This window comes from Bradyrhizobium sp. 142, assembly GCF_023074015.1.
Classification (GTDB): domain Bacteria; phylum Pseudomonadota; class Alphaproteobacteria; order Rhizobiales; family Xanthobacteraceae; genus Bradyrhizobium.
On the sequence record NZ_JADPKQ010000214.1, the window covers coordinates 25,662 to 44,349 of the forward strand.

The window sequence follows — 18,688 nt, forward strand, 5'->3', positions numbered from 1 at the left end:
CCTACTGCTTCTTCTGCGGCGGCTTGCGCGGCGGGCGTGGTGCTACGGGCGTTCCGCTCATCTTGTTGGCGGCTTCGCTGATGTCGAGCAGGGTCTTGCGGCCGTCCTCGAGGAAGTTCGCCGATTTCTTCTTCACGGTGTCGGCAAGTTCGTGCATTTCCCTGATTTTTTCGAACAGCTCGTCGGCCTTGCCGTCGACGAAGCCGGGCACCACGCTTTCGATCTTCGTCACCGCCTTGTCGACGCCCGCGAAGGCGCCGTCGACCTTGGCCATGACGGAGTCGATCTCGGCGCTCTTGCTCCTCAGATCGGCGGTGTAGCCCTCGAATGTATGCAGGCCGTCCTTGATCGCGGGTGCGTTGCTGACGATCGAACGGTCGACACTATGCAGGGTGTCGACGATGGATTCGGCGTCGCTGAGATCGGCGACCAGCATGGGGATGCCGTCGACGTCCAGCGGCACTGGCGGCGCGGAGGGTGCGCCGCCGATCAGCGAGATCGCCGCGACGCCGGTGAGGCCCTGGAACTCGATACCAGCGACGGTGTCCTTGCGGATTGGCGCTGTGTTGTCGAGCATCACCAGCGCCACGACCTTGCGCGGATTGTCCAGCTTGATCGACAGGATCTGGCCGGCGGGCACGCCATCGAAATTGACCGGCCCGCCGCGGCGCAGGCCGCTGGCGGAACCGCCTTCGAACACGACGCGCAACTGGCTCCGGCTCTGGATGGTGCGCCATTTCTGCATGTCGAGCACGCCACCGAATGCCACGGCGATCGCCGCCAGCGTCGCCGTCCCGATCACCAGATTGCTCGCGCGTGCCATGCAGCTACGATTCTACGGCCAAAGCGGGGAAGTTGGAAGGTGCCCGGATGGCACTTCGGTCGCAATGGTAAGTAGGGCGGGTTAGCGAAGCGTAACCCGCCACTGCCTGGCGCGTGCATGGGGACAAGTTGGCGGATTACGCTACGCTAATCCGCCCTACGGTGGTGCCTCAGTGCCCGGCGGCACGTTTTGCCGCCGCATTGTTCAGGACGATGAGGGCATCAACGGCGACGCCGGTCCTGGCGTTGATCAGGAACGGATTGACGTCGATCGAGGCGATCCGGTCGCCGGCATCCGCGATCAGGTTGGACAGGCCGACCAGCGCCTTCACGGCGGAAGTCTCGTGCAACGCCGGCTTGCCGCGATAGCCGCGCATCTTGATGCCGGCCTTGGTCCGGCCGATCAAAAGCCGCGCCTCGGCCTCGTCCAGCGGCGCGCCGGCGAGCGCTACGTCCTTCATCAGCTCGATGTCGATTCCGCCGGTGCCAAACAATACGACAGGCCCCATCTCGGCATCGAGGGACGCGCCGACCACGAGTTCGAGATCGGCCTTGACCTGCTGCGCGATCAGGATCCCGTCGAGCTTCGGCCTGCCCTCGAGTTTCTTCACCTGCGCAGTGATGTCGGCAAACGCTTTCTTGACCTCCGTCGCGCTGCTCAGATTCAACACTACGCCGCCGATATCGGATTTGTGCAGGATCTCGGCGCTGACGACTTTTGCCACGACCGGAAAGCCGATTTGCCTGGCGATCTTCACGGCGCCCGCCGACGTCTGTACGATTGCCTCCTTCGAGACCGGGATGCCATAGGCCTTCAGGAGCTTCTTCGAGGCGACCTCGTCGAGTGCGGCGCCGGTAGCCGATTTCAGCGTCTTCTCCAGCACGGCGCGCGCGGCAGGCTTCGAACTTGAGACGATGTCGGGCACCTCCTTGCGCAGCTTGGCATAGTCGAGCAGCGATTTGATCGCGGTGACCGCGCGGTCCATGCCCTGCATCACCGCCAGATGCGGCAGCGATTTGCGCAAGCTCTTGGTGAATTCGCTGAAGCCGATCGACATCGCGCTGATATAGATCACCGGTTTCGAGGCCCGGCTCGCCATCTCATTGACGATGCGCAAATTGCGCTCGCGCAGCTCGTGCGGCGCCTTTGGCATCTCGGAATCGACGATGACAATGTCGATGTCGGGATCCTCAATCATCAGCTCGATCGATTTCATGTAGACGGAGGGGTCGACCACCGCGGCAAAGCCGGCATCGAGTGGATTGCCGACGATCGAGCCTGGCCCGAGCATTTTTGCCAGCTCGCCGCTGACATGCGGGCTCAGCGGCGCGAAGTTCAGGCCGGCTGCGTAGAAGGCGTCGATCAGTATGCCGCGCTTGCCGCCGGACAGCGTGACGGCGGCAAGCCGATCGCCCTGGGGCATCGCGGCATGCACGAAACATTCGGTGGTCTCGATCAGCTCGTCGAGCCCGCGTACGCGGATCACGCCCTCGCGGGTTGCGATGGCGTCGAACGTCTCGATCGAGCCCGCGAGCGCACCGGTGTGTGCCATCGCTGCCGCGCGGCCGCCCTCGGACGAGCCGAGCTTGAGCGCGATCACCGGCTTGCTGGCCGCGCGCGCAGCCTTGCAGGCGTCGCGGAACGCCTTGGTGTTGCGCACGCCTTCGAGATAGACCACGATCACCTTGATGCTCGGATCCTCGGCGAAATAGCGCATCAGGTCCGGAGTCTCGAGTCCGGCTTCGTTACCGGTCGTCACCATGTAGCCGACACCGACGCCGCGGTCCTCGAGCGCCTGGCGGATCGCCATGACGATGGCGCCGGACTGCCCCGCGATCGCCACAGCACCCTGTTCCATGGTGACGATACGGTCGTCGATATTGGTGAAGAGCTTTTCGCCGGCGCTCAAATTGCCGAGGCAGTTCGGGCCGGTGACCGCGAGGCCCGTCTCACGCACCGCCTGTTGCAGTTCGGCGGCAAGCTTCTGGCTCTCTTCATCCTGCAGCTCGCTGAAGCCGGAGGTGACGATGGTGGCCGAACGCGCGCCGGCCACGGCGGCGTCGCGGATCACCTGCACGGCAAAGCGTGCGGGCACCAGCACCAGCACGTGATCGGGCTTTTCGGGGAGGCTGGCAAAGTCCTTGTAGCAGGGGACGCCCCAGACGGTTTCGCGTTTGGCATTGACCGGATAGAGCCCGCCCTCGAAGCCGTACTTGACCAGATTATTCCGGATGCGCTCGGCATAATTGCCGGGCTTGTCGGTCGCACCCACCAGCACGATGTTGTGCGGGTGCAGCATGGCGTGGATGCCCTTGACGATGTCGCTGGCGTCGCGCGGCGGAGACCATGGGTGCGAAGAACCGGACGCAGCAGATACGCGAGCTTCCATAGCGTGACCTCACATATTGTTCTTGTTGGTGCGCGTCATTCTGTTCTAGGGCGAGTTCTTCGGAGTGGCAACGGGTGGGTATGCCGTGCGATGGAATGAACACGCCTCAAGCACGGGTGATCGACGCGTTCGGATCACCGCTCGCGTTGCCGGCGACGAGAGGCCGGTCGCATTGCTATCGGTCGCTTTCGATCAAGGTGGCATGCAGGATGAAGCGCTCGGGGCCGGACGTTACGGCGTCGAACGGCCAGCAAGTGGCGAGCGCGAGTTCGACATCCTGAGCAGCAGGATCGATGCCCGAGGCATCGAAGCGAACCACGGCGGAGGCATCCGCCCGATAGCGAAAGTGCTTGCCGTCACTGCGTGTGACATCGATTACGTCACCAATGGCAACATCCCGCAAGAAACGGAAATGTGTGTCGCGATGGGCCGCATATACGGCAACACCGCGCTCGCCGGCATCAGCCGTTTGGTGGATATGGCCGGGCCCGAAGGCCAGGGCCTGGCCGCTTGTGCCTGCGAGCACGATGGCACTAGCGCCGATCCGCTTCACCTCGATCCGTGCAACCGGCCAGGTGTCGGCCCAGGACCACGGCCTGACCGGTTGGCCCGTCGCAACGCTGCTGTCGAATGCGCGCTCTAGCAGCACCTGCGCGAGCCAGGCTTTGGCGTGGATGTAGGCGCCGTCGCCGAACAGAATGATGCCGGCCAGCACTAGGGCGAGTGGTGAGATGAGGCGGGGCATTTGTCTCCACACTCGTCATTGCGAGCGAAGCGAAGCAATCCAGAATCTTTCCGCGGAGGCAGCCTGGATTGCTTCGCTGCGCTCGCATTGACAACAAATAAAGGCGCGCGCGGCCATTTGGGGTGGGACGTGCAGCCGCGCGCGCAGAAGCAGAGGAGTTCGGGGGTTCCTCTCTCAAGCGGCGTCAGTGAGCAAGGGCTGACGCCGGTTGAACGCGAACAGGACCAGGGCGAGCATGATCAGGATCAGGCCTGCGATCATCTTCAGCTCGGCCGAGGTTGCGGTCTTGGGCAAACGGATCGCATCGGGCGCGGCGGGCATCGGCCGCCTGGTCGCGGGCTGGCTGCCCGCATCGGCGCGGCGCTCGCGCAGTTGCGTCGGTGCCTGTTGCGGCCGTTCGCCAAACAACTTCTCGAAATCCCATCCGGCCGGCAGGTTGATCGGCACCTCGCTGAGCTTGAGCGGCTCGCCTTCGGGTCGGCTCGGCGTCTTGTCGACCGCGACGAGGCTGGTCAGTCGTGTGACGATCTGATGGTCGAGCGCCAGCGACAGGATCGTCTTGTCGGTCTCTTCCGGCGTCATCTCGCGCATGGTGCGCGCCACTTCCGCGTCAGCGATTTTGCGCTTCGCCCAGAGCTTTGACAGGTCCTTGCCCTCGGCGGCATTTTGCAGCGGCAGCGTCACCGACCAGGGGCGGTCGCCGATGCGCCCCTTGATCTCGAGCGAGCCCGCGAGCTTGTCGAGCTTCGCTGCCAGCACCAGCGGCTCGTCGCGATAGACGTCGGGAATGATCGCCGAAGTGACGTCGGCCTTGGCCTCCGCGAATTTTGCGGTGAGGCCGGTCACGGCCGGATTTTCCAGCTTGGCGAACAGGCCGCGCATGCGCTCCTCGACCTGCTCGACGGAGCCGATATGGGTGAAGGCGCCGCGGCCGAGTTCGGCCGCGCGCGTCATCAGATAGGTGTTGGGCGCGGACCCGATGCCGATCATGAAAACGCGCGAGCGGCCGCGCATCGCGGTGATCGTTTCGAACAATTGCTGCTCGTTGCCGATCGCGCCGTCGGTCAGGAACACGACCTGCCGAACCATGCTGGTCTCGCCAAGCTTGTCGGTCAGCGCCGCTCGCATCGCCGGCACCATCTCGGTACCGCCGCGCGCCTGCAAGGCGCTTACGAATGAGGTCGCTTCGCCGATATGCGCCGCGCCCGCGGGCACTGACGCGGGGAACAGCACGTCCATGGTGTCGTCGAAACGGATGACGTTGAAGCGGTCGGCCGGCTGGAGGCGAGAGAGTGCGTAAAGCAGGCTCGCCTTGGCCTGAACGATCGACGTGCCGCCCATCGAGCCGGAATTGTCGATCACGAACACCACCTCGCGGGGCAGCGGCTTCTGCATCGCCTGCTCGGTGGGCGGTGTGACGAAGGCGAGCAGGTAATCGGCATCGCCGACATGCTCGCGGAACAGTCCGACCGACGGCGCTTTTTCTGCCGCCGGCTTCCAGGCCAGCTCGAAATCGCGGTCGGCGGGCACGGCACCGTCGGCGAGCGTGACGACGCGTGTCGTGTTGTCCGGGCTCTCGATCTTGATGGTGTGGTGATGGCTCTTCACTTCGCCAAGGGCAAAGCCGGCCTTCAGGCGCACGGTGATGCTGGTCGGATTGACCGGCGGATTTTTGCCGGGATCGAGCACGGGCGGCGAGATACGGTTGCGGTCCGGCACCGGGTCCGTCGTGGTCGTGCCCCAGCCGGAGCCGTCGGGCCGGAAGTCGACGCTCTGTGCGATCGGGGCGGGATTGTAGCGCGGTCCGACCACCAGCGGCAGCCGCAGTGAATATTCGCTGCCGGATTGATGCACCGGCTCCTGGTATTCGATCTGCACCAGCACCGTGTCGCCAGGGCCGATATTGGCGACCGAGTTGGTGAAGATGTTGGGCCGCTCCTGCTCGGTGAGCGCGGCCTTCTGGCCGGTGCGGCGCGCCTGCTCGTAAATGACGCGCGCCTGCTGGCGCTCCTTGATGTCGCCGACGATGAGGCGGTCGCCGACGACCATCTTCAGCGTATCGACCGCGCCGTCGGTCGCCAGTGGATAGACATAGGTCGCCTCGACCCAGTCGTTGCTGGGATTGCGGAAGACCTGGGTGATGCGGGCGCGCAGTGTCGGGCCGGACACCGTGACGTCGACATCGATGCCGAGACGGATGGCTTCGGTATAGGCGCCGTCCTCCTTCAGGAGGAGGGTGCCGGAACGGGCATCGCCGGGCCGCAGCAGGCTCGCCTGCTCCGTCGTCGCCGACCAGCCCGGCTCGAAGCTCACGAGCAGGGCCACGAAGGCGACCAGCATCACGGCAATGCCCTGCACGAGAAGAAACAGTCCGAACTTGATCAGCCGGCCCAGCATAGGGTGTTCGTCGTTGTCGACCGCGTCGTACGTGTCCATTTGACCTGCTCCCGAAAGATGTTTGCTGGTTCTCAGCATCCGCCGGGAGGGGCAGATTTCGCGAGCAGAATGATCGGCAATGTTCCGCCGCCTCTGGCCCGGGCAGGCGGCCGCCAAGGCGGCGATGTGCGGTTTTGTGCTGACTTGTCCGTCCTGCTAGAGTAATCGCCCTGGAGCAGGGTAACGATGCAGACGCAGGATAAACTCTCCGACAAGCAGCTTTCGGACGAGCAAAGCCGCGAGGTCGCGGGCGCGATCCGCGAGGAGCTCGCCAGACGGCGCATCTCGCGGCAGGCTCTGGCCGAACAGGCCAAGCTCAGCCTGTCGACGCTGGAGAAGGTGCTCGGCGGACGCCGGCCGTTCACGCTGGCAACCACGGTCCGGCTCGAGCAGGCGCTGGGCGTGTCGCTGCGCAGGAGCCCCGTCGTGGTGACGCCTCCGGCCGCAAACGATGTCGCGCCAGACAGTCTCGGATCCTATTCGCACCGCGCGGTGACCTGGCTCGAGGACCTCTACATCACGCTGCGACCGTCCTTCGGCGACAAGGACGCGATCTTTGCTTATCGCACCCAAATCGCCTGGGAGCCGAAGGTCCCTTCGCTTGTCTTCCGCGAGGGCGAGCGGACCGATGCCGCCTATGAGCACAGCGGCGAAGTCGCCGTGCCTCACCAGTCCGGCTTCATCTATCTGGTCATCATCAAGCACGGCCAGCATCGCGTGATCACGGTGTCGCGGCCGACCGTCGCCGGCGAGATGTACGGAATCATCTCGACGCTCCGCGCCGGCCCAGGCTCGCAACTGACGCCGATTGCGGCGCCGATCGCCTACGTGCCCGCACGAAATATTATCGATCCAGCCGTGGGCCGGATCGGATCCGACCACGCAAACTACAAGCTGTACCGGGATCACCTGCAGCGTACGGTCGACGAATCTTTTGCGTTGTTTCTGCCGGCCTAGATATTGCGCCTCAGTCGGCGATCCGCGCGATCAGGTTGATGAGTAAGATCCGGCATGAGCCCCGACCGACTGATGTTCTCCGTCATCATTTCTTCTGCGCGGAACCGGCCTGGGCCGAGAGCAATGTCAGAGCCGTTGCCGCGGCAAGCAGCGAGAGCTTCTTGCTCTTCATGAAAGTTCCTTGGACTTTTTGTGGGTTGGAGCAGGCACTTCAAGATAAAGAAGCGCCCGCGTGGGGCTTTGGTCAGGCGTTGGCGACTTTGGCCTCGTCGACTTCGGAGGCTACCGAAAACTCCCTGCGCAAGGTCGGTTTGTGGATCTTGCCGGTGGCGTTGCGGGGCAGGGCCGTGACGAAACGAACCTGGCGCGGACATTTGAAGCGCGCCAGATTGGCCGCGCAATGCGCGAAGACGTCGGCCTCGTTTAGCCTTTCGCTCGGCTTGACTGCGACGATCGCGAGGCCCACCTCGCCCCATTGCGGATCGGGAATGCCGATCACGGCGGCTTCGGCGATCGCGGTGAGCTGGTGCAGGACGTTCTCGACCTCGGCCGGATAGATGTTCTCGCCGCCGGAGATGTACATGTCCTTCCAGCGATCGACGATGTAGTAAAAGCCTTCCTCGTCGACGCGCGTCGCATCGCCGGTGTGCAGCCAGCCGTCGGTGAAGAAGGCTTTGTTCGCTTCCGGCCTGTTCCAGTAGCCCGGCGTGATATTCGGTCCCTTGACCCAGAGCTCACCGAGCTCGCCGATATCGGCGTCGCTGCCGTCCGGGCGCACGATGCGCACCTCCGTGTGCAGCACCGGCTTGCCGGCCGAGCCGGCCTTCCGCGCCGCATCCTCGCGGTCGAGCACCAGCACGGCCGGCGACGTCTCGGTCATGCCATAGCCCTGCTGGAGCGCGACACCACGCGCCTCCCAGACTTTCAGCAGCGGCACCGGCATCGGTGCGCCGCCGACGATCAGCCGGCTGAGGTCGGTCGCAGCAAAAGCCGGGTGCTGCGCTATAAACTGGTAGATCGCGGGCACGCCGAAGAACACATTGATGCCCTGCGCAGGATCGTTGATCAGGCCGAGCGCTGTGCCGGGATCAAAGGCGCGCATGATCATCACAGTGCCGCCGGCGTGCAGCACCGGATTGGTGTAGCAATTCAGCCCGCCGGTATGAAACAGCGGTAGCACGGTGAGCAACACGGAGGACGGTCCGATGCAGGCGGGGCCGCCGAGATTGACGCAATTCCAAAAGGTCATGCCATGGGTGATGGTCGCGCCCTTCGGATGGCCCGTGGTGCCCGAGGTGTACATGATCGTCGAGACGTCATCGAGCGTGACCTCCTCGATTGCCTCGAGCGGCTTTGCGGCCGCGATGCCGGCCTCATAGGCCTCGTCGGGGCCGAGCAACAGGCTCGTCGCGACGCCGCATAGAGCCGCGCTCAGCGCGGTCTCGGCGAGATCGGTGTCATGGATCATCACCTTTGGCGCGCAATCGGCGGTGATGAACTGAAGCTCAGGGACGGTGAGGCGAGTGTTGAGTGGCACGAACACGGCGCCGAGCCGTCCGCAGGCGAATTGCACCTCCAGCGTATCGGTGGTGTTCAACGCCAGCACCGCGACGCGGTCGCCGCGCGAAACTTTTAGCGCATCACGCAGGAACGAGGCGAGACGCGAGATGCGTGCGTCGAATTGCGAATAGGTGATGCGGCGCTCGCTGGCGAGGTCGATGGCCGCGACCTTGCCCGGCGTGCGGCGGGCATGATGGCCGATCCAGTCGTGGTAACGAACGGCCACTAGTCCCTCCCTCGACGATCTTATGCCGCCTGCAGTCAGGCGCGCGCTTGCCGTGCAACATGGCCGGCATGGCCTTGGGAGGCCAGCCGGAGTCTTGTGCATGACGTCTTTTTTGACCCGGAGTTGGCCTGCGAGGGATGAAAATCGTCTTGCGTTGAGTTGCTAGGTCGCGGTCTGTTCGGCGCGGCTCGCTTGGGCCAGCCACTCCGCGCAAGTGAGGCGCCGATGTTCCGGCCATGGTGGATCAGAAGAATCGCCATCAGCGAGGCGAAATCGCGATGACAAGCCCGTTCTATACCGCCGAGCATGATGCCTTCCGCGACGTGATGCGCCGCTTCGTCGAAAAGGAGATCGAGCCATTCGCCCACGAATGGGACGAGGCCGGCGAATTCCCACGCGTGCTCTATCGCAAGGCCGCCGGGATCGGGCTGTTGGGGCTCGGATTTCCCGAGGAATATGGCGGTATCGCCGCCGACCAGTTCATGAGGATCGTGGCGAGCCAGGAGCTGGCGCGGGCCGGGGCTGGCGGCATCAGTGCCAGCCTGATGAGCCACACCATCGGCTCGCCGCCGATCGCGCGCGCGGCGCGCCCAGAGGTCAGGGCACGTGTGCTGCCGCAGGTGCTGTCCGGCGAGAAGATCTCTGCGCTCGCGATCACCGAGCCGGGTGGTGGCTCGGACGTCGCTAATCTGCGCACCAAGGCGCGACGCGGCGGCGATCACTACGTCGTGAGCGGCGAGAAGACCTTCATCACCTCAGGCATGCGCGCCGACTATCTGACCGTTGCGGTGCGCACCGGCGGCGAGGGCGCCGGCGGTGTCAGCCTTCTCCTGATCGAGGGCGATACGCCCGGCCTGTCGCGCACCAAGCTCAAGAAGATGGGCTGGTGGGCCTCCGACACCGCGACGCTGCATTTCGACGACTGCCGCGTCGCGGCGGGGAATTTGATCGGCGAGCAGGGTCAGGGCTTCAAGATCATCATGCAGAATTTCAACAGCGAGCGCATGGGCATGGCGGCGGGCTGCACCGCCTTCGCGCGGGTCTGCCTTGATGAGGCGATTGCCTACGCCAAGGAGCGCAAGACCTTCGGCAAGCCGCTGGCGCAGCACCAGGTGATCCGTCACAAGATCGTCGACATGGCGCAGAAGGTCGCGGCCAGCCAGGCGATGCTGGAGCTGCTGGCCTGGCGGCTCGAGCAGGGCGAGAGCCCGGTCGCGGAAATCTGCATGATGAAGAACCAGGCGACGCAGACCATGGCGTTCTGCGCCTCGGAAGCCGTGCAGATCTTTGGCGGCGCCGGCTTCGTGCGCGGCATCAAGGCCGAGCGCATCTACCGCGAAGTCAAGGTCAACGCTATCGGCGGCGGCACCGAGGAGATCATGAAGGATCTGGCGAGCAGGCAGATGGAGCTGTGAGTTTCTGTCTCCTGGCGTAATTCCGGGGCGCGAAGTGAAGCGGAGCGAGCCCGGAATCCATCGTGCCGCAGATGCCGTGGAGAAATGCATTCCGGGCTCATCGCTGCGCGATGCCCCGGAATGACAAGAGGATGGAGCTCGAAAGAGACGATGCTATTCACCGCCGACCACGACGACATCCGTCGCGGCTTGCAGAAATTCATCGCGGGCGAGATCAATCCTCATGTCGATGACTGGGAGAAGGCCGACATCTTCCCGGCGCATGAGCTGTTCAAGAAGATGGGCAGCCTCGGCTTTCTCGGCTTGAACAAGCCGGTGGAGTTCGGCGGCTCGGGCCTCGATTATTCCTATGCGCTGATGATGGCGGAGGAGCAGGGGGCTATCCATTGCGGCGGCGTGCCGATGGCGATCGGGGTGCAGACCGACATGGCGACGCCGGCGTTGGCGAGGTTCGGTTCCGACGAGGTGCGGCGGGAGTTTCTCAGTCCCTCGATCGCGGGCGACTACGTCGCCTGCATCGGCGTCTCCGAGCCCGGCGCAGGCTCGGACGTCGCCTCGATCAAGACCCAGGCGCGCTCCGATGGCGACGACTACGTCATCAACGGCGGCAAGATGTGGATCACCAACGGCACCCAGGCCGACTGGATCTGCCTGCTCGCCAACACCGGCGACGGGCCGGTTCACCGCAACAAGTCGCTGATCTGCGTGCCCATGAAGGCCAAGGGCGTGAACGTTGCGCGAAAGCTCGACAAGCTGGGCATGCGTTCCTCCGACACCGCGCAGATATTCTTCGACAATGTGCGCGTGCCCAAACGCAACCGGATCGACGAGGAGGGCAGGGGCTTTACCTACCAGATGATCCAATTCCAGGAGGAGCGTCTGTGGGGCGCTGCCGCCTGCCTCAGGGCGCACGAATACATCATCAACGAGACCATCGAATACACCCGCAACCGCAAGGCCTTCGGGAAGTCGATCCTCGACAACCAGGTTGTGCACTTCAAGCTTGCGGAAATGCAAACCGAGGTCGAGCTGTTGCGCGCGCTGATCTATCGCGCCGGCGAGGCATTGGTGGCCGGCGAGGACGTCACCAAGCTTGCGACCATGGCCAAGCTGAAGGCTGGCCGGCTCGGCCGCGAGCTCACCGACGCCTGCTTGCAATATTGGGGCGGAATGGGCTTTACCAACGAGACGCCTGTCAGCCGTGCCGATCGCGACAGCCGCCTGACCTCGATAGGCGGCGGCACCGACGAGGTCATGCTGATGGTCCTGTGCAAGATGATGGGTACGCTGCCCGGCAGCAAAGGAAGTTCCTGATGATCACGCTCTACCACTGCGATGCCGCGCGCTCGTTCCGTCCGCTCTGGATGCTCGAGGAGATGGGGCTGCCATACGAGTTGAAGATGCTGCCGTTCCCGCCGCGGGTGTTCGCCAAGGATTATCTTGCGCTCAATCCGCTCGGGACCATCCCGTTCATGATCGACGGCGAGGCGCGGATGACCGAATCCTCCGGCATCTGCCACTATCTCGGCATCAAGCACGGGCCGACGCCGCTGATGGTGGACCCCGGTGATCCCGCCTACGGCGCGTTCCTGAACTGGATGTATTTCAGCGATGCCACGTTGACCTTCCCGCAGACGCTGGTGCTCCGGTACACCCAGCTCGAGCCGGAGGAGCGCCGCAATCCGCAGGTCGCCGGCGACTATGCAAAATGGTTTTTGGGCCGGCTGCGCGCCGTCGAGGCCGCGACCGGGAAGAGCGAGACCTTGTGCGCCGGCCGCTTCACCGCCGCCGATGTCGTGATCGGCTATGCGCTCCGCCTTGCCGACAACATCGGGCTCGCCAAGGGCTTTGGGCCAAATGTCGCGGCCTATTGGGCGCGCCTGCAGCAGCGCGACGGCTTCAAGCGCGCGGTCGCCGCGGAGCAGAAGGCCGGCGTTGAGCAGAACGTGGCGCCAAGGGTAAGGGCATAAGCCAAGTGGTCGTCCTGGCGAAAGCCAGGACCCATTACCCCAGGGAGTAGTTTGGCGAAGACTCGTGGCTGCCAGCCGACGCCATAACTCCACCTTGGGGTAATGGGTCCTGGATCGGCGCTCCGCTTCGCTGCGCTTGTCCAGGACGACGTTGTTGTAAGGTTCCGAGTTGTTCCGTCATCTGTCCCCCGGAACGCCCACCTTTTTCGCCTCATGACAGCGCTATCGCGCCGTGACAGCGCCCAAATTTCCGCTAAGGTGACCTCCGTCCGCAGCGGCCAGAGAGCCGCGCGAGGAGGACCCCAATGGAAGACCCCGGTCGCGAATCCGACCATTTGATGCTGATTACGCCGGAGCGGGTGTTTTATGCCGGCCTGCTCGGCCGCCCGCGCAAGCGGACACCCGGCTGCTGCCACGTCTATGTGGCGGTCAAAGGCAACCTGCATCTCTCGATCGACGACGTCCACACGTCAGGCGAATTGATAGTGACTCTGCCGAACCAGCGGCACTCCATCGCCAGCGACTACCGCACTGCGATCAGTGTGACGCTCGAGCCGGAAAGCATGCCGGACGGAGCGTCGGAAGCATTGGTTGCGCGACTCACCGGACCGGACAAGGCCGTCTATGTCCGCAAGATCCTGGCTGCCTACGCGCTGCTGCGGCAGCGCCGCTATGGCGACATCACCACCGCCGAATTCGATGAGATGTGTTTTGGTGAGGCGCTGCCGCGCCGCGTGCTCGACCCCCGTGTGATGCGCGCGGTCGCGCGCCTCGGTCGCTTCACGGGAGAACCTGTGACGGCGGATACATGTGCGGCGGATGCCGGACTTTCCGCCTCGCGCTTCCTGCATCTGTTCAAGGAAGAGACCGGCATCTCGTTCCGCTCCTTCCGCGCCTGGAAGCGTGCGCGGCACCTGCTGCACTTCGCCAACCAGGACCTCAACCTCGCTCATCTCGCGCAGGACATCGGCTATCCCGACAGTACCCATTTCAGCCATTCGATCCGTCGCTTCTACGGGTTGAAGCCGCGCGCGATCTTCGTCGGCTCGCGCGACCTCGCGATCTATCGCAGCAGCGAGACGGTGAGGCTCGCGGAGGCGAGCTAGTGCTCCCTTTTCTTAAAGCGTGAGTCGCAATTCAAGATCGGAGGCCTACCGAAGCGAGAGAAGTCCACCTTTCGTCCAAAGGCCGCCGTATCACTGAGCTCTGATTCCGGGTACTAGGAACGCTCTCGTAGGGTGGAGCAAAGCGAAGCGGGCCCACCTCTTCTGCAGCCGTCGGACATGGTGGGCACGGCGCAAGAGCGCCTTTGCCCATCCTACCACATCTCACTTTTCCGCTAGCTTCTCCGCGCAAGAAGCCGCATGCCGCGCGTCACATGATCGCAAGCGTTGAATTCGCAACGTGCGAGACATCCAGGTCATGGGCGAAGAGGCATGAGCGATAAGGTCGTCATCACCTGCGCGCTGAACGGCGTGCTCACCGACCCCAAGCAGCACAACGTGCCGGTCACGCCGGAGCAGATGGCGCGCGAGGCCAAGGCTGCGTTCGATGCCGGCGCCAGCATCATGCACATCCATCTGCGCCAGCAGGCGCCGGACAAAGGGCACCTGCCGTCCTGGGAGGTCAGCGTCAGCAAGGAGATTCAGCAGGCGATCCGCGAGGCCTGTCCCGGCGTGATCATCAACCACACCTCCGGCGTCTCCGGGCCGAACTACAGCGGCGCGCTCGATTGCATCCGCGAAACCAGGCCGGAGATCGCCGCCTGCAATGCCGGCTCGCTGAATTACCTGAAGGTGAAGGCCGACAACAGCTGGGCATGGCCGCCGATGATGTTCGATAACTCGGTCGAAAAGGTGAAGGACTATCTCGACGTCATGAACGCGGTCGGGACCATCCCGGAGTTCGAATGCTTTGACGTCGGCATCGTCCGCTGCGTCGGCATGTACAACCAGGTCGGCATGTACAACGGCCCGCTGGAGTACAATTTCGTGATGGGTGTAGCGTCCGGCATGCCGTCGGATCCGGATCTGCTGCCGATCCTGCTCAAGCTGAAGCGCCCCGAGGCGCATTGGCAGGTCACGGCGATCGGCCGTGAGGAGATCTGGCCGCTGCACCAGCGCTGCGCCGAACTCGGCGGCCATCTGCGCACCGGTCTGGAGGACACCTTCTATCTCGCCGACGGCAAGAAGGTGACCTCGAACGGCCAGCTGATCGAGGCCGCCGCCGCCTGCGCGCGCTGCGCGGGCCGCGCGATCGCATCTCCCGCGGAAGCGCGGAAGATCTTTGGGACGAATCGGTAAGGTTGCGCCTTAACCGTCATTGCGAGCGAAGCGAAGCAATCCAGAGTCCTTCCGCGGTGACAGTCTGGATTGCTTCGCTTCGCTCGCAATGACGAGCAGGATCAAGTTATGTCCACCATCGAAAACACCATCTCCTCCGGCAGCGCGGCCTACCACGCCAACCGCGACGGCATGCTCGCGCTGATCGACCGCATGCGCGCGCTGGAGGAACGCACGCGCGCTGCATCCGCGGCAGCCAAGGATCGCTTCCACAAGCGCGGCCAGCTGCTGCCGCGCGAGCGCGTCGCGCTGGTGCTCGACCCCGGCGCGCCCTTCATCGAGCTGTCGACGCTCGCCGGCTACATGTTCGACGTACCCGATGCAAACAAGAGCGTCCCCGGCGGCGGCGTCATCGCCGGCATCGGCTTCGTCTCGGGCATCCGCTGCATGGTCAGCGCCAACGATGCCGGCATCGACGCCGGCGCGCTCCAGCCCTATGGCCTCGACAAGACGCTGCGGGTGCAGGAGCTCGCGCTGGAGAACAAGCTGCCTTACGTGCAGCTCGTCGAAAGCGCCGGCGCCAACCTGTTGCGCTACCGCGTCGAGGACTTTGTCCGCGGCGGCAACATCTTTCGCAATCTCGCGCGGCTCTCCGCTGCGGGCTTGCCCGTCGTCACCGTCACCCATGGTTCGTCGACCGCAGGCGGCGCCTACCAGACCGGCTTGTCCGACTACATCGTCATGGTGCGCGGCCGCACCCGCGCGTTCCTCGCCGGGCCGCCGCTGCTGAAGGCCGCGACCGGCGAGGTCGCCACCGAAGAAGAGCTCGGCGGCGCCGAGATGCACACGCAAATCTCCGGCCTCGGCGACTATCTCGCCGAGGACGACCGTGACGCACTGCGCATCGCACGCGAGATCATGGCGGCGTTGGAGTGGGAGCGGCCGGGCAGGGTAGCTCCTCAATTCAAACTGCCGCGCTACGACCAGGACGAGCTGCTCGGCATCATGCCGATGGATCATAAGCGCTCCGTGGACATGAAGCAGGCGATCGCACGCATCGTCGATGATTCCGACTTCACCGAGATGGCGCCGAACTACGGCCCCGCCACGGTCTGCGGCCATGCCCGCATAGAGGGCCAGGCCATTGGTATCATCACCAACAACGGCCCACTCGATCCCGCCGGAGCCAACAAGGCGACGCATTTCATCCAAGCCTGCTGCCAGACCCGCACGCCGCTGCTGTATCTGAACAACACCACCGGCTACATGGTGGGCAAATCTTACGAAGAAGCCGGCATGATCAAGCACGGCTCGAAGATGATCCAGGCGGTGACCTCGGCGACGGTCCCGCAGATCACCATCTATTGCGGCGCCTCCTTCGGCGCGGGCAATTACGGCATGTGCGGGCGCGGCTTCCATCCGCGCTTCTGCTTCTCCTGGCCCAACGCCAGGACTGCCGTGATGGGCGGCGAGCAGGCCGCCGAAACCATGGCAATTGTGACTGAAGCCGCCGCAGCGCGGCGCGGCAAGCCGATCGAGAAGGAAAAGCTCGAGGCCATGAAGGCGCAGATCGTCGGCGTCTTCGACGGCCAGATGGACGTGTTCTCGACCAGCGCCCGCGTGCTCGACGATGGCGTGATCGATCCGCGCGACACCCGCGCGGTGCTGTCCGAGGTGCTTGCGATCTGCCGCGAGGGCGACGCACGCTCGCCCCAGCGCATGCAGTTTTCGGTGGCCCGCCCATGAGGAACGGATCAGTGCAGCACCGGCCGTTCTTCAAGGTCCTGATCGCCAACCGCGGCGAGATCGCGCTGCGCGTGATGCGCAGTGCGCGGCGACTCGGACTTGGTGTCGTCGCGGTCTATTCCGACGCCGATCGCGATGCGCTTCATGTGCGGCAAGCCGACCAGTCCGTGCGCATCGGCGAAGCGCTGCCGGCGCAATCCTATCTCAACATCGCCGCCATCATTGCCGCGGCAAAGGTCGGCGGCGCGGATGCCGTGCATCCCGGCTACGGCTTCCTCGCTGAGAACGAGGGGTTCGCGCAGGCCTGCAAGGATGCGGGCCTCGTCTTCATCGGCCCGTCGCCGCAGGCGATCGAGGCGATGGGCAACAAGGCCGGCGCCAAGGAGATCATGAAAAAGGCCGGCGTGCCCTGCGTGCCCGGCTATCAGGGCGCCGATCAGGCCGACGAGGTCATGCTCGCCGAAGCCAAGAAGATCGGCTTCCCCGTGATGATCAAGGCTGTCGCGGGCGGCGGCGGCCGTGGCATGCGGCTCGTAGCCGACGCGGCTTCGTTTCCCGGTGCGCTGCGCAGCGCGCGCTCCGAAGCCAAGGCGGCCTTTGGCGATCCAACGGTGATCCTCGAACGCGCCATCCAGAATCCTCGCCATATCGAGATTCAGGTCTTCGGTGACAGCCACGGCAGCGCCATCCATCTCGGCGAGCGCGACTGCTCGGTACAGCGGCGCCATCAGAAGCTGATCGAGGAGGCGCCGTCGCCCGCGGTCACGCCGGAGCTGCGTGCGAAAATGGGCGAGGTTGCGATCACCGCGGTGAAGGCGCTGCGCTACGAGGGCGCCGGCACGCTGGAATTCCTGCTCGACCCAAACGGCGAATTCTACTTCATGGAGATGAACACGCGCCTCCAGGTCGAGCATCCCGTAACGGAAGCGATCACCGGTCTCGATCTCGTCGAATTGCAACTGCGCATCGCGCGTGGCGAGCCGCTGCCGGTGAAGCAGCAGGACATCAGGTTCTCGGGCCACGCCATCGAGGTTCGGCTATGCTCGGAAGATGTCGCCCATGATTTCATGCCGCAGTCCGGCCGCATGGCGCGCTGGCAGGTGCCGGACGGATTGCGCGTCGAACACGCTTTGCAATCGGGCTCTGAGATTCCGCCGTTCTACGATTCCATGATCGCCAAGGTGATCGGCAACGGCACGACGCGCGAGGAGGCGCGAGGGCGCCTGATTGTCGGCCTGGAGCAGCTCACCGCCTTCGGCGTGACCACCAACCAGGCCTTCCTGATGTCGTGCCTGCGCCATCCCGGTTTTGCCAGGGGCGAGGCGACCACGGCGTTCATCGGCGCGCATCGCGATGAGCTGCTGGCGCCACGGCAGGATAGCGCGTTCGAGACAGCCCTGGCGGGTCTCCTGCTTTATGTCACGAGCCCCCTCGCGCCGCCATGGCGCGGCGGACGGAGCCTGGCGGCAACGTTTCCGCTGCCCGCGAAGATCGAGATCGCCGGCCACACGCATGAGGTCGAGGTCACCCGCGAACGCGATGGCGGCTTCACGGTTGCGGTCGGCGGTCGCCAGGACAGGTTCGAGATCGATCAGCTCGATGCCGACACGGTTCGCTTCCGCCATGACGGCGTCATGGACAGCGCAAAATTTTTGCGCGACGGCGACCGGCTCTACGTTCAGCACCGCGGCGTCCCGCTTGCGGTCATCGATCTCACCCTCACCGCGCCAAAATCCGCCGCAACCAACGGCGGCGACGGCAAGGTTCGCGCCGCCATGAATGGCCGCGTCGTCGCCGTCCTGGTCAAGCCGGGCGAGCGTGTCAGCGCCGGCCAGCCGGTGCTGACACTGGAAGCCATGAAGATGGAGCACGTCCACAAGGCCGGCATCGACGGCGTAATCGCGGCGATCGACGTCAATGAGGGCGAGCAGGTTACGACGGGCCGGATCGTGGTCGAGATTGGGGCGGGGTAGGCTTCATACTCCGTCATTGCGAGCGCAGCGAAGCAATCCAGACTGCCGCTGCGGAAGGATTCTGGATTTGCTTGTGCGCCAGGCAAGCTGGCGCGGTCCAACCGGTGGAAGTCCGGTCCGGGTAAGCCGTAGCGGGCGCCCGGTAGTGAGTGTTGCGGTGTCGTCG

General features: G+C 64.6%; 13 protein-coding genes. 8 read left to right on the forward strand and 5 right to left on the reverse strand.

Annotated elements, in window-relative coordinates:
• Nucleotide 1 precedes the first annotated feature (1 nt).
• From IVA82_RS19610 to IVA82_RS19625, 4 genes are all read right to left on the reverse strand, one after another.
• A complete protein-coding gene (locus IVA82_RS19610; protein ID WP_247389482.1) occupies nucleotides 2-823 on the reverse strand; it encodes an MlaD family protein in 822 nt (273 codons plus the stop codon).
• Nucleotides 824-992: 169 nt separating this feature from the next.
• Complete coding sequence (locus tag IVA82_RS19615) at nucleotides 993-3,212, reverse strand: acetate--CoA ligase family protein (protein ID WP_247389483.1); 2,220 nt, start codon at nucleotides 3,210-3,212, stop codon at nucleotides 993-995.
• A 175-nt stretch (nucleotides 3,213-3,387) separates the two neighbouring features.
• Nucleotides 3,388-3,957: a class GN sortase gene (locus tag IVA82_RS19620; RefSeq protein ID WP_247389484.1), complete on the reverse strand. Its 570-nt coding sequence runs from the start codon at nucleotides 3,955-3,957 to the stop codon at nucleotides 3,388-3,390.
• Between the two features lie 174 nt (nucleotides 3,958-4,131).
• Nucleotides 4,132-6,393 (reverse strand): marine proteobacterial sortase target protein, encoded by a 2,262-nt coding sequence (locus IVA82_RS19625; RefSeq protein ID WP_247389485.1) that lies wholly within the window; start codon nucleotides 6,391-6,393, stop codon nucleotides 4,132-4,134.
• A gap of 186 nt (nucleotides 6,394-6,579) precedes the next feature.
• Between IVA82_RS19625 and IVA82_RS19630 the strand changes: the two genes are divergently transcribed.
• A complete protein-coding gene (locus tag IVA82_RS19630) occupies nucleotides 6,580-7,350 on the forward strand; it encodes a helix-turn-helix transcriptional regulator (RefSeq protein WP_247389486.1) in 771 nt (256 codons plus the stop codon).
• Between the two features lie 244 nt (nucleotides 7,351-7,594).
• Here the strand turns inward: IVA82_RS19630 and IVA82_RS19635 are convergent, their stop codons facing one another.
• Nucleotides 7,595-9,136: a long-chain fatty acid--CoA ligase gene (locus IVA82_RS19635; RefSeq protein WP_247389487.1), complete on the reverse strand. Its 1,542-nt coding sequence runs from the start codon at nucleotides 9,134-9,136 to the stop codon at nucleotides 7,595-7,597.
• A 278-nt stretch (nucleotides 9,137-9,414) separates the two neighbouring features.
• Here IVA82_RS19635 and IVA82_RS19640 point away from each other — a divergent pair, with 278 nt between their 5' ends.
• From IVA82_RS19640 to IVA82_RS19670, 7 genes are all read left to right on the forward strand, one after another.
• On the forward strand, nucleotides 9,415-10,551 hold the full coding sequence (locus IVA82_RS19640; RefSeq protein WP_247389488.1) for an acyl-CoA dehydrogenase family protein: 1,137 nt from the start codon (nucleotides 9,415-9,417) through the stop codon (nucleotides 10,549-10,551).
• Between the two features lie 150 nt (nucleotides 10,552-10,701).
• Nucleotides 10,702-11,865, forward strand: a complete 1,164-nt coding sequence (locus IVA82_RS19645) for an acyl-CoA dehydrogenase family protein (RefSeq protein ID WP_247389489.1) — start codon at nucleotides 10,702-10,704, stop codon at nucleotides 11,863-11,865.
• The gene (locus tag IVA82_RS19650) at nucleotides 11,865-12,521 is read left to right on the forward strand and encodes a glutathione S-transferase family protein (protein ID WP_247389490.1); all 657 of its coding nucleotides are present in this window, start codon (nucleotides 11,865-11,867) and stop codon (nucleotides 12,519-12,521) included. The genes IVA82_RS19645 and IVA82_RS19650 overlap by 1 nt, the downstream gene beginning before the upstream one ends.
• Before the next feature lie 305 nt (nucleotides 12,522-12,826).
• Nucleotides 12,827-13,627 carry an AraC family transcriptional regulator gene (locus tag IVA82_RS19655; protein WP_247389491.1) on the forward strand — a complete coding sequence of 267 codons (801 nt, stop codon included), beginning with the start codon at nucleotides 12,827-12,829 and terminating at the stop codon, nucleotides 13,625-13,627.
• A 330-nt stretch (nucleotides 13,628-13,957) separates the two neighbouring features.
• Nucleotides 13,958-14,824 (forward strand): 3-keto-5-aminohexanoate cleavage protein, encoded by an 867-nt coding sequence (locus IVA82_RS19660; protein WP_247389492.1) that lies wholly within the window; start codon nucleotides 13,958-13,960, stop codon nucleotides 14,822-14,824.
• A 108-nt stretch (nucleotides 14,825-14,932) separates the two neighbouring features.
• Entirely contained in the window at nucleotides 14,933-16,549 is a 1,617-nt protein-coding gene (locus IVA82_RS19665) for a carboxyl transferase domain-containing protein (RefSeq protein ID WP_247389493.1), read from the forward strand.
• Nucleotides 16,546-18,522 (forward strand): acetyl-CoA carboxylase biotin carboxylase subunit, encoded by a 1,977-nt coding sequence (locus IVA82_RS19670; protein ID WP_247389494.1) that lies wholly within the window; start codon nucleotides 16,546-16,548, stop codon nucleotides 18,520-18,522. The genes IVA82_RS19665 and IVA82_RS19670 overlap by 4 nt, the downstream gene beginning before the upstream one ends.
• Nucleotides 18,523-18,688: the final 166 nt, after the last annotated feature.

Coding starts and splice junctions, on each gene's coding strand:
- IVA82_RS19610 (WP_247389482.1), bottom strand. CDS start 823: ATGGCACGCGCGAGCAATCTGGTGATCGGGACGGCGACGCTGGCGGCG.
- IVA82_RS19615 (WP_247389483.1), bottom strand. CDS start 3,212: ATGGAAGCTCGCGTATCTGCTGCGTCCGGTTCTTCGCACCCATGGTCT.
- IVA82_RS19620 (WP_247389484.1), bottom strand. CDS start 3,957: ATGCCCCGCCTCATCTCACCACTCGCCCTAGTGCTGGCCGGCATCATT.
- IVA82_RS19625 (WP_247389485.1), bottom strand. CDS start 6,393: ATGGACACGTACGACGCGGTCGACAACGACGAACACCCTATGCTGGGC.
- IVA82_RS19630 (WP_247389486.1), top strand. CDS start 6,580: ATGCAGACGCAGGATAAACTCTCCGACAAGCAGCTTTCGGACGAGCAA.
- IVA82_RS19640 (WP_247389488.1), top strand. CDS start 9,415: ATGACAAGCCCGTTCTATACCGCCGAGCATGATGCCTTCCGCGACGTG.
- IVA82_RS19645 (WP_247389489.1), top strand. CDS start 10,702: ATGCTATTCACCGCCGACCACGACGACATCCGTCGCGGCTTGCAGAAA.
- IVA82_RS19650 (WP_247389490.1), top strand. CDS start 11,865: ATGATCACGCTCTACCACTGCGATGCCGCGCGCTCGTTCCGTCCGCTC.
- IVA82_RS19655 (WP_247389491.1), top strand. CDS start 12,827: ATGGAAGACCCCGGTCGCGAATCCGACCATTTGATGCTGATTACGCCG.
- IVA82_RS19660 (WP_247389492.1), top strand. CDS start 13,958: ATGAGCGATAAGGTCGTCATCACCTGCGCGCTGAACGGCGTGCTCACC.
- IVA82_RS19665 (WP_247389493.1), top strand. CDS start 14,933: ATGTCCACCATCGAAAACACCATCTCCTCCGGCAGCGCGGCCTACCAC.
- IVA82_RS19670 (WP_247389494.1), top strand. CDS start 16,546: ATGAGGAACGGATCAGTGCAGCACCGGCCGTTCTTCAAGGTCCTGATC.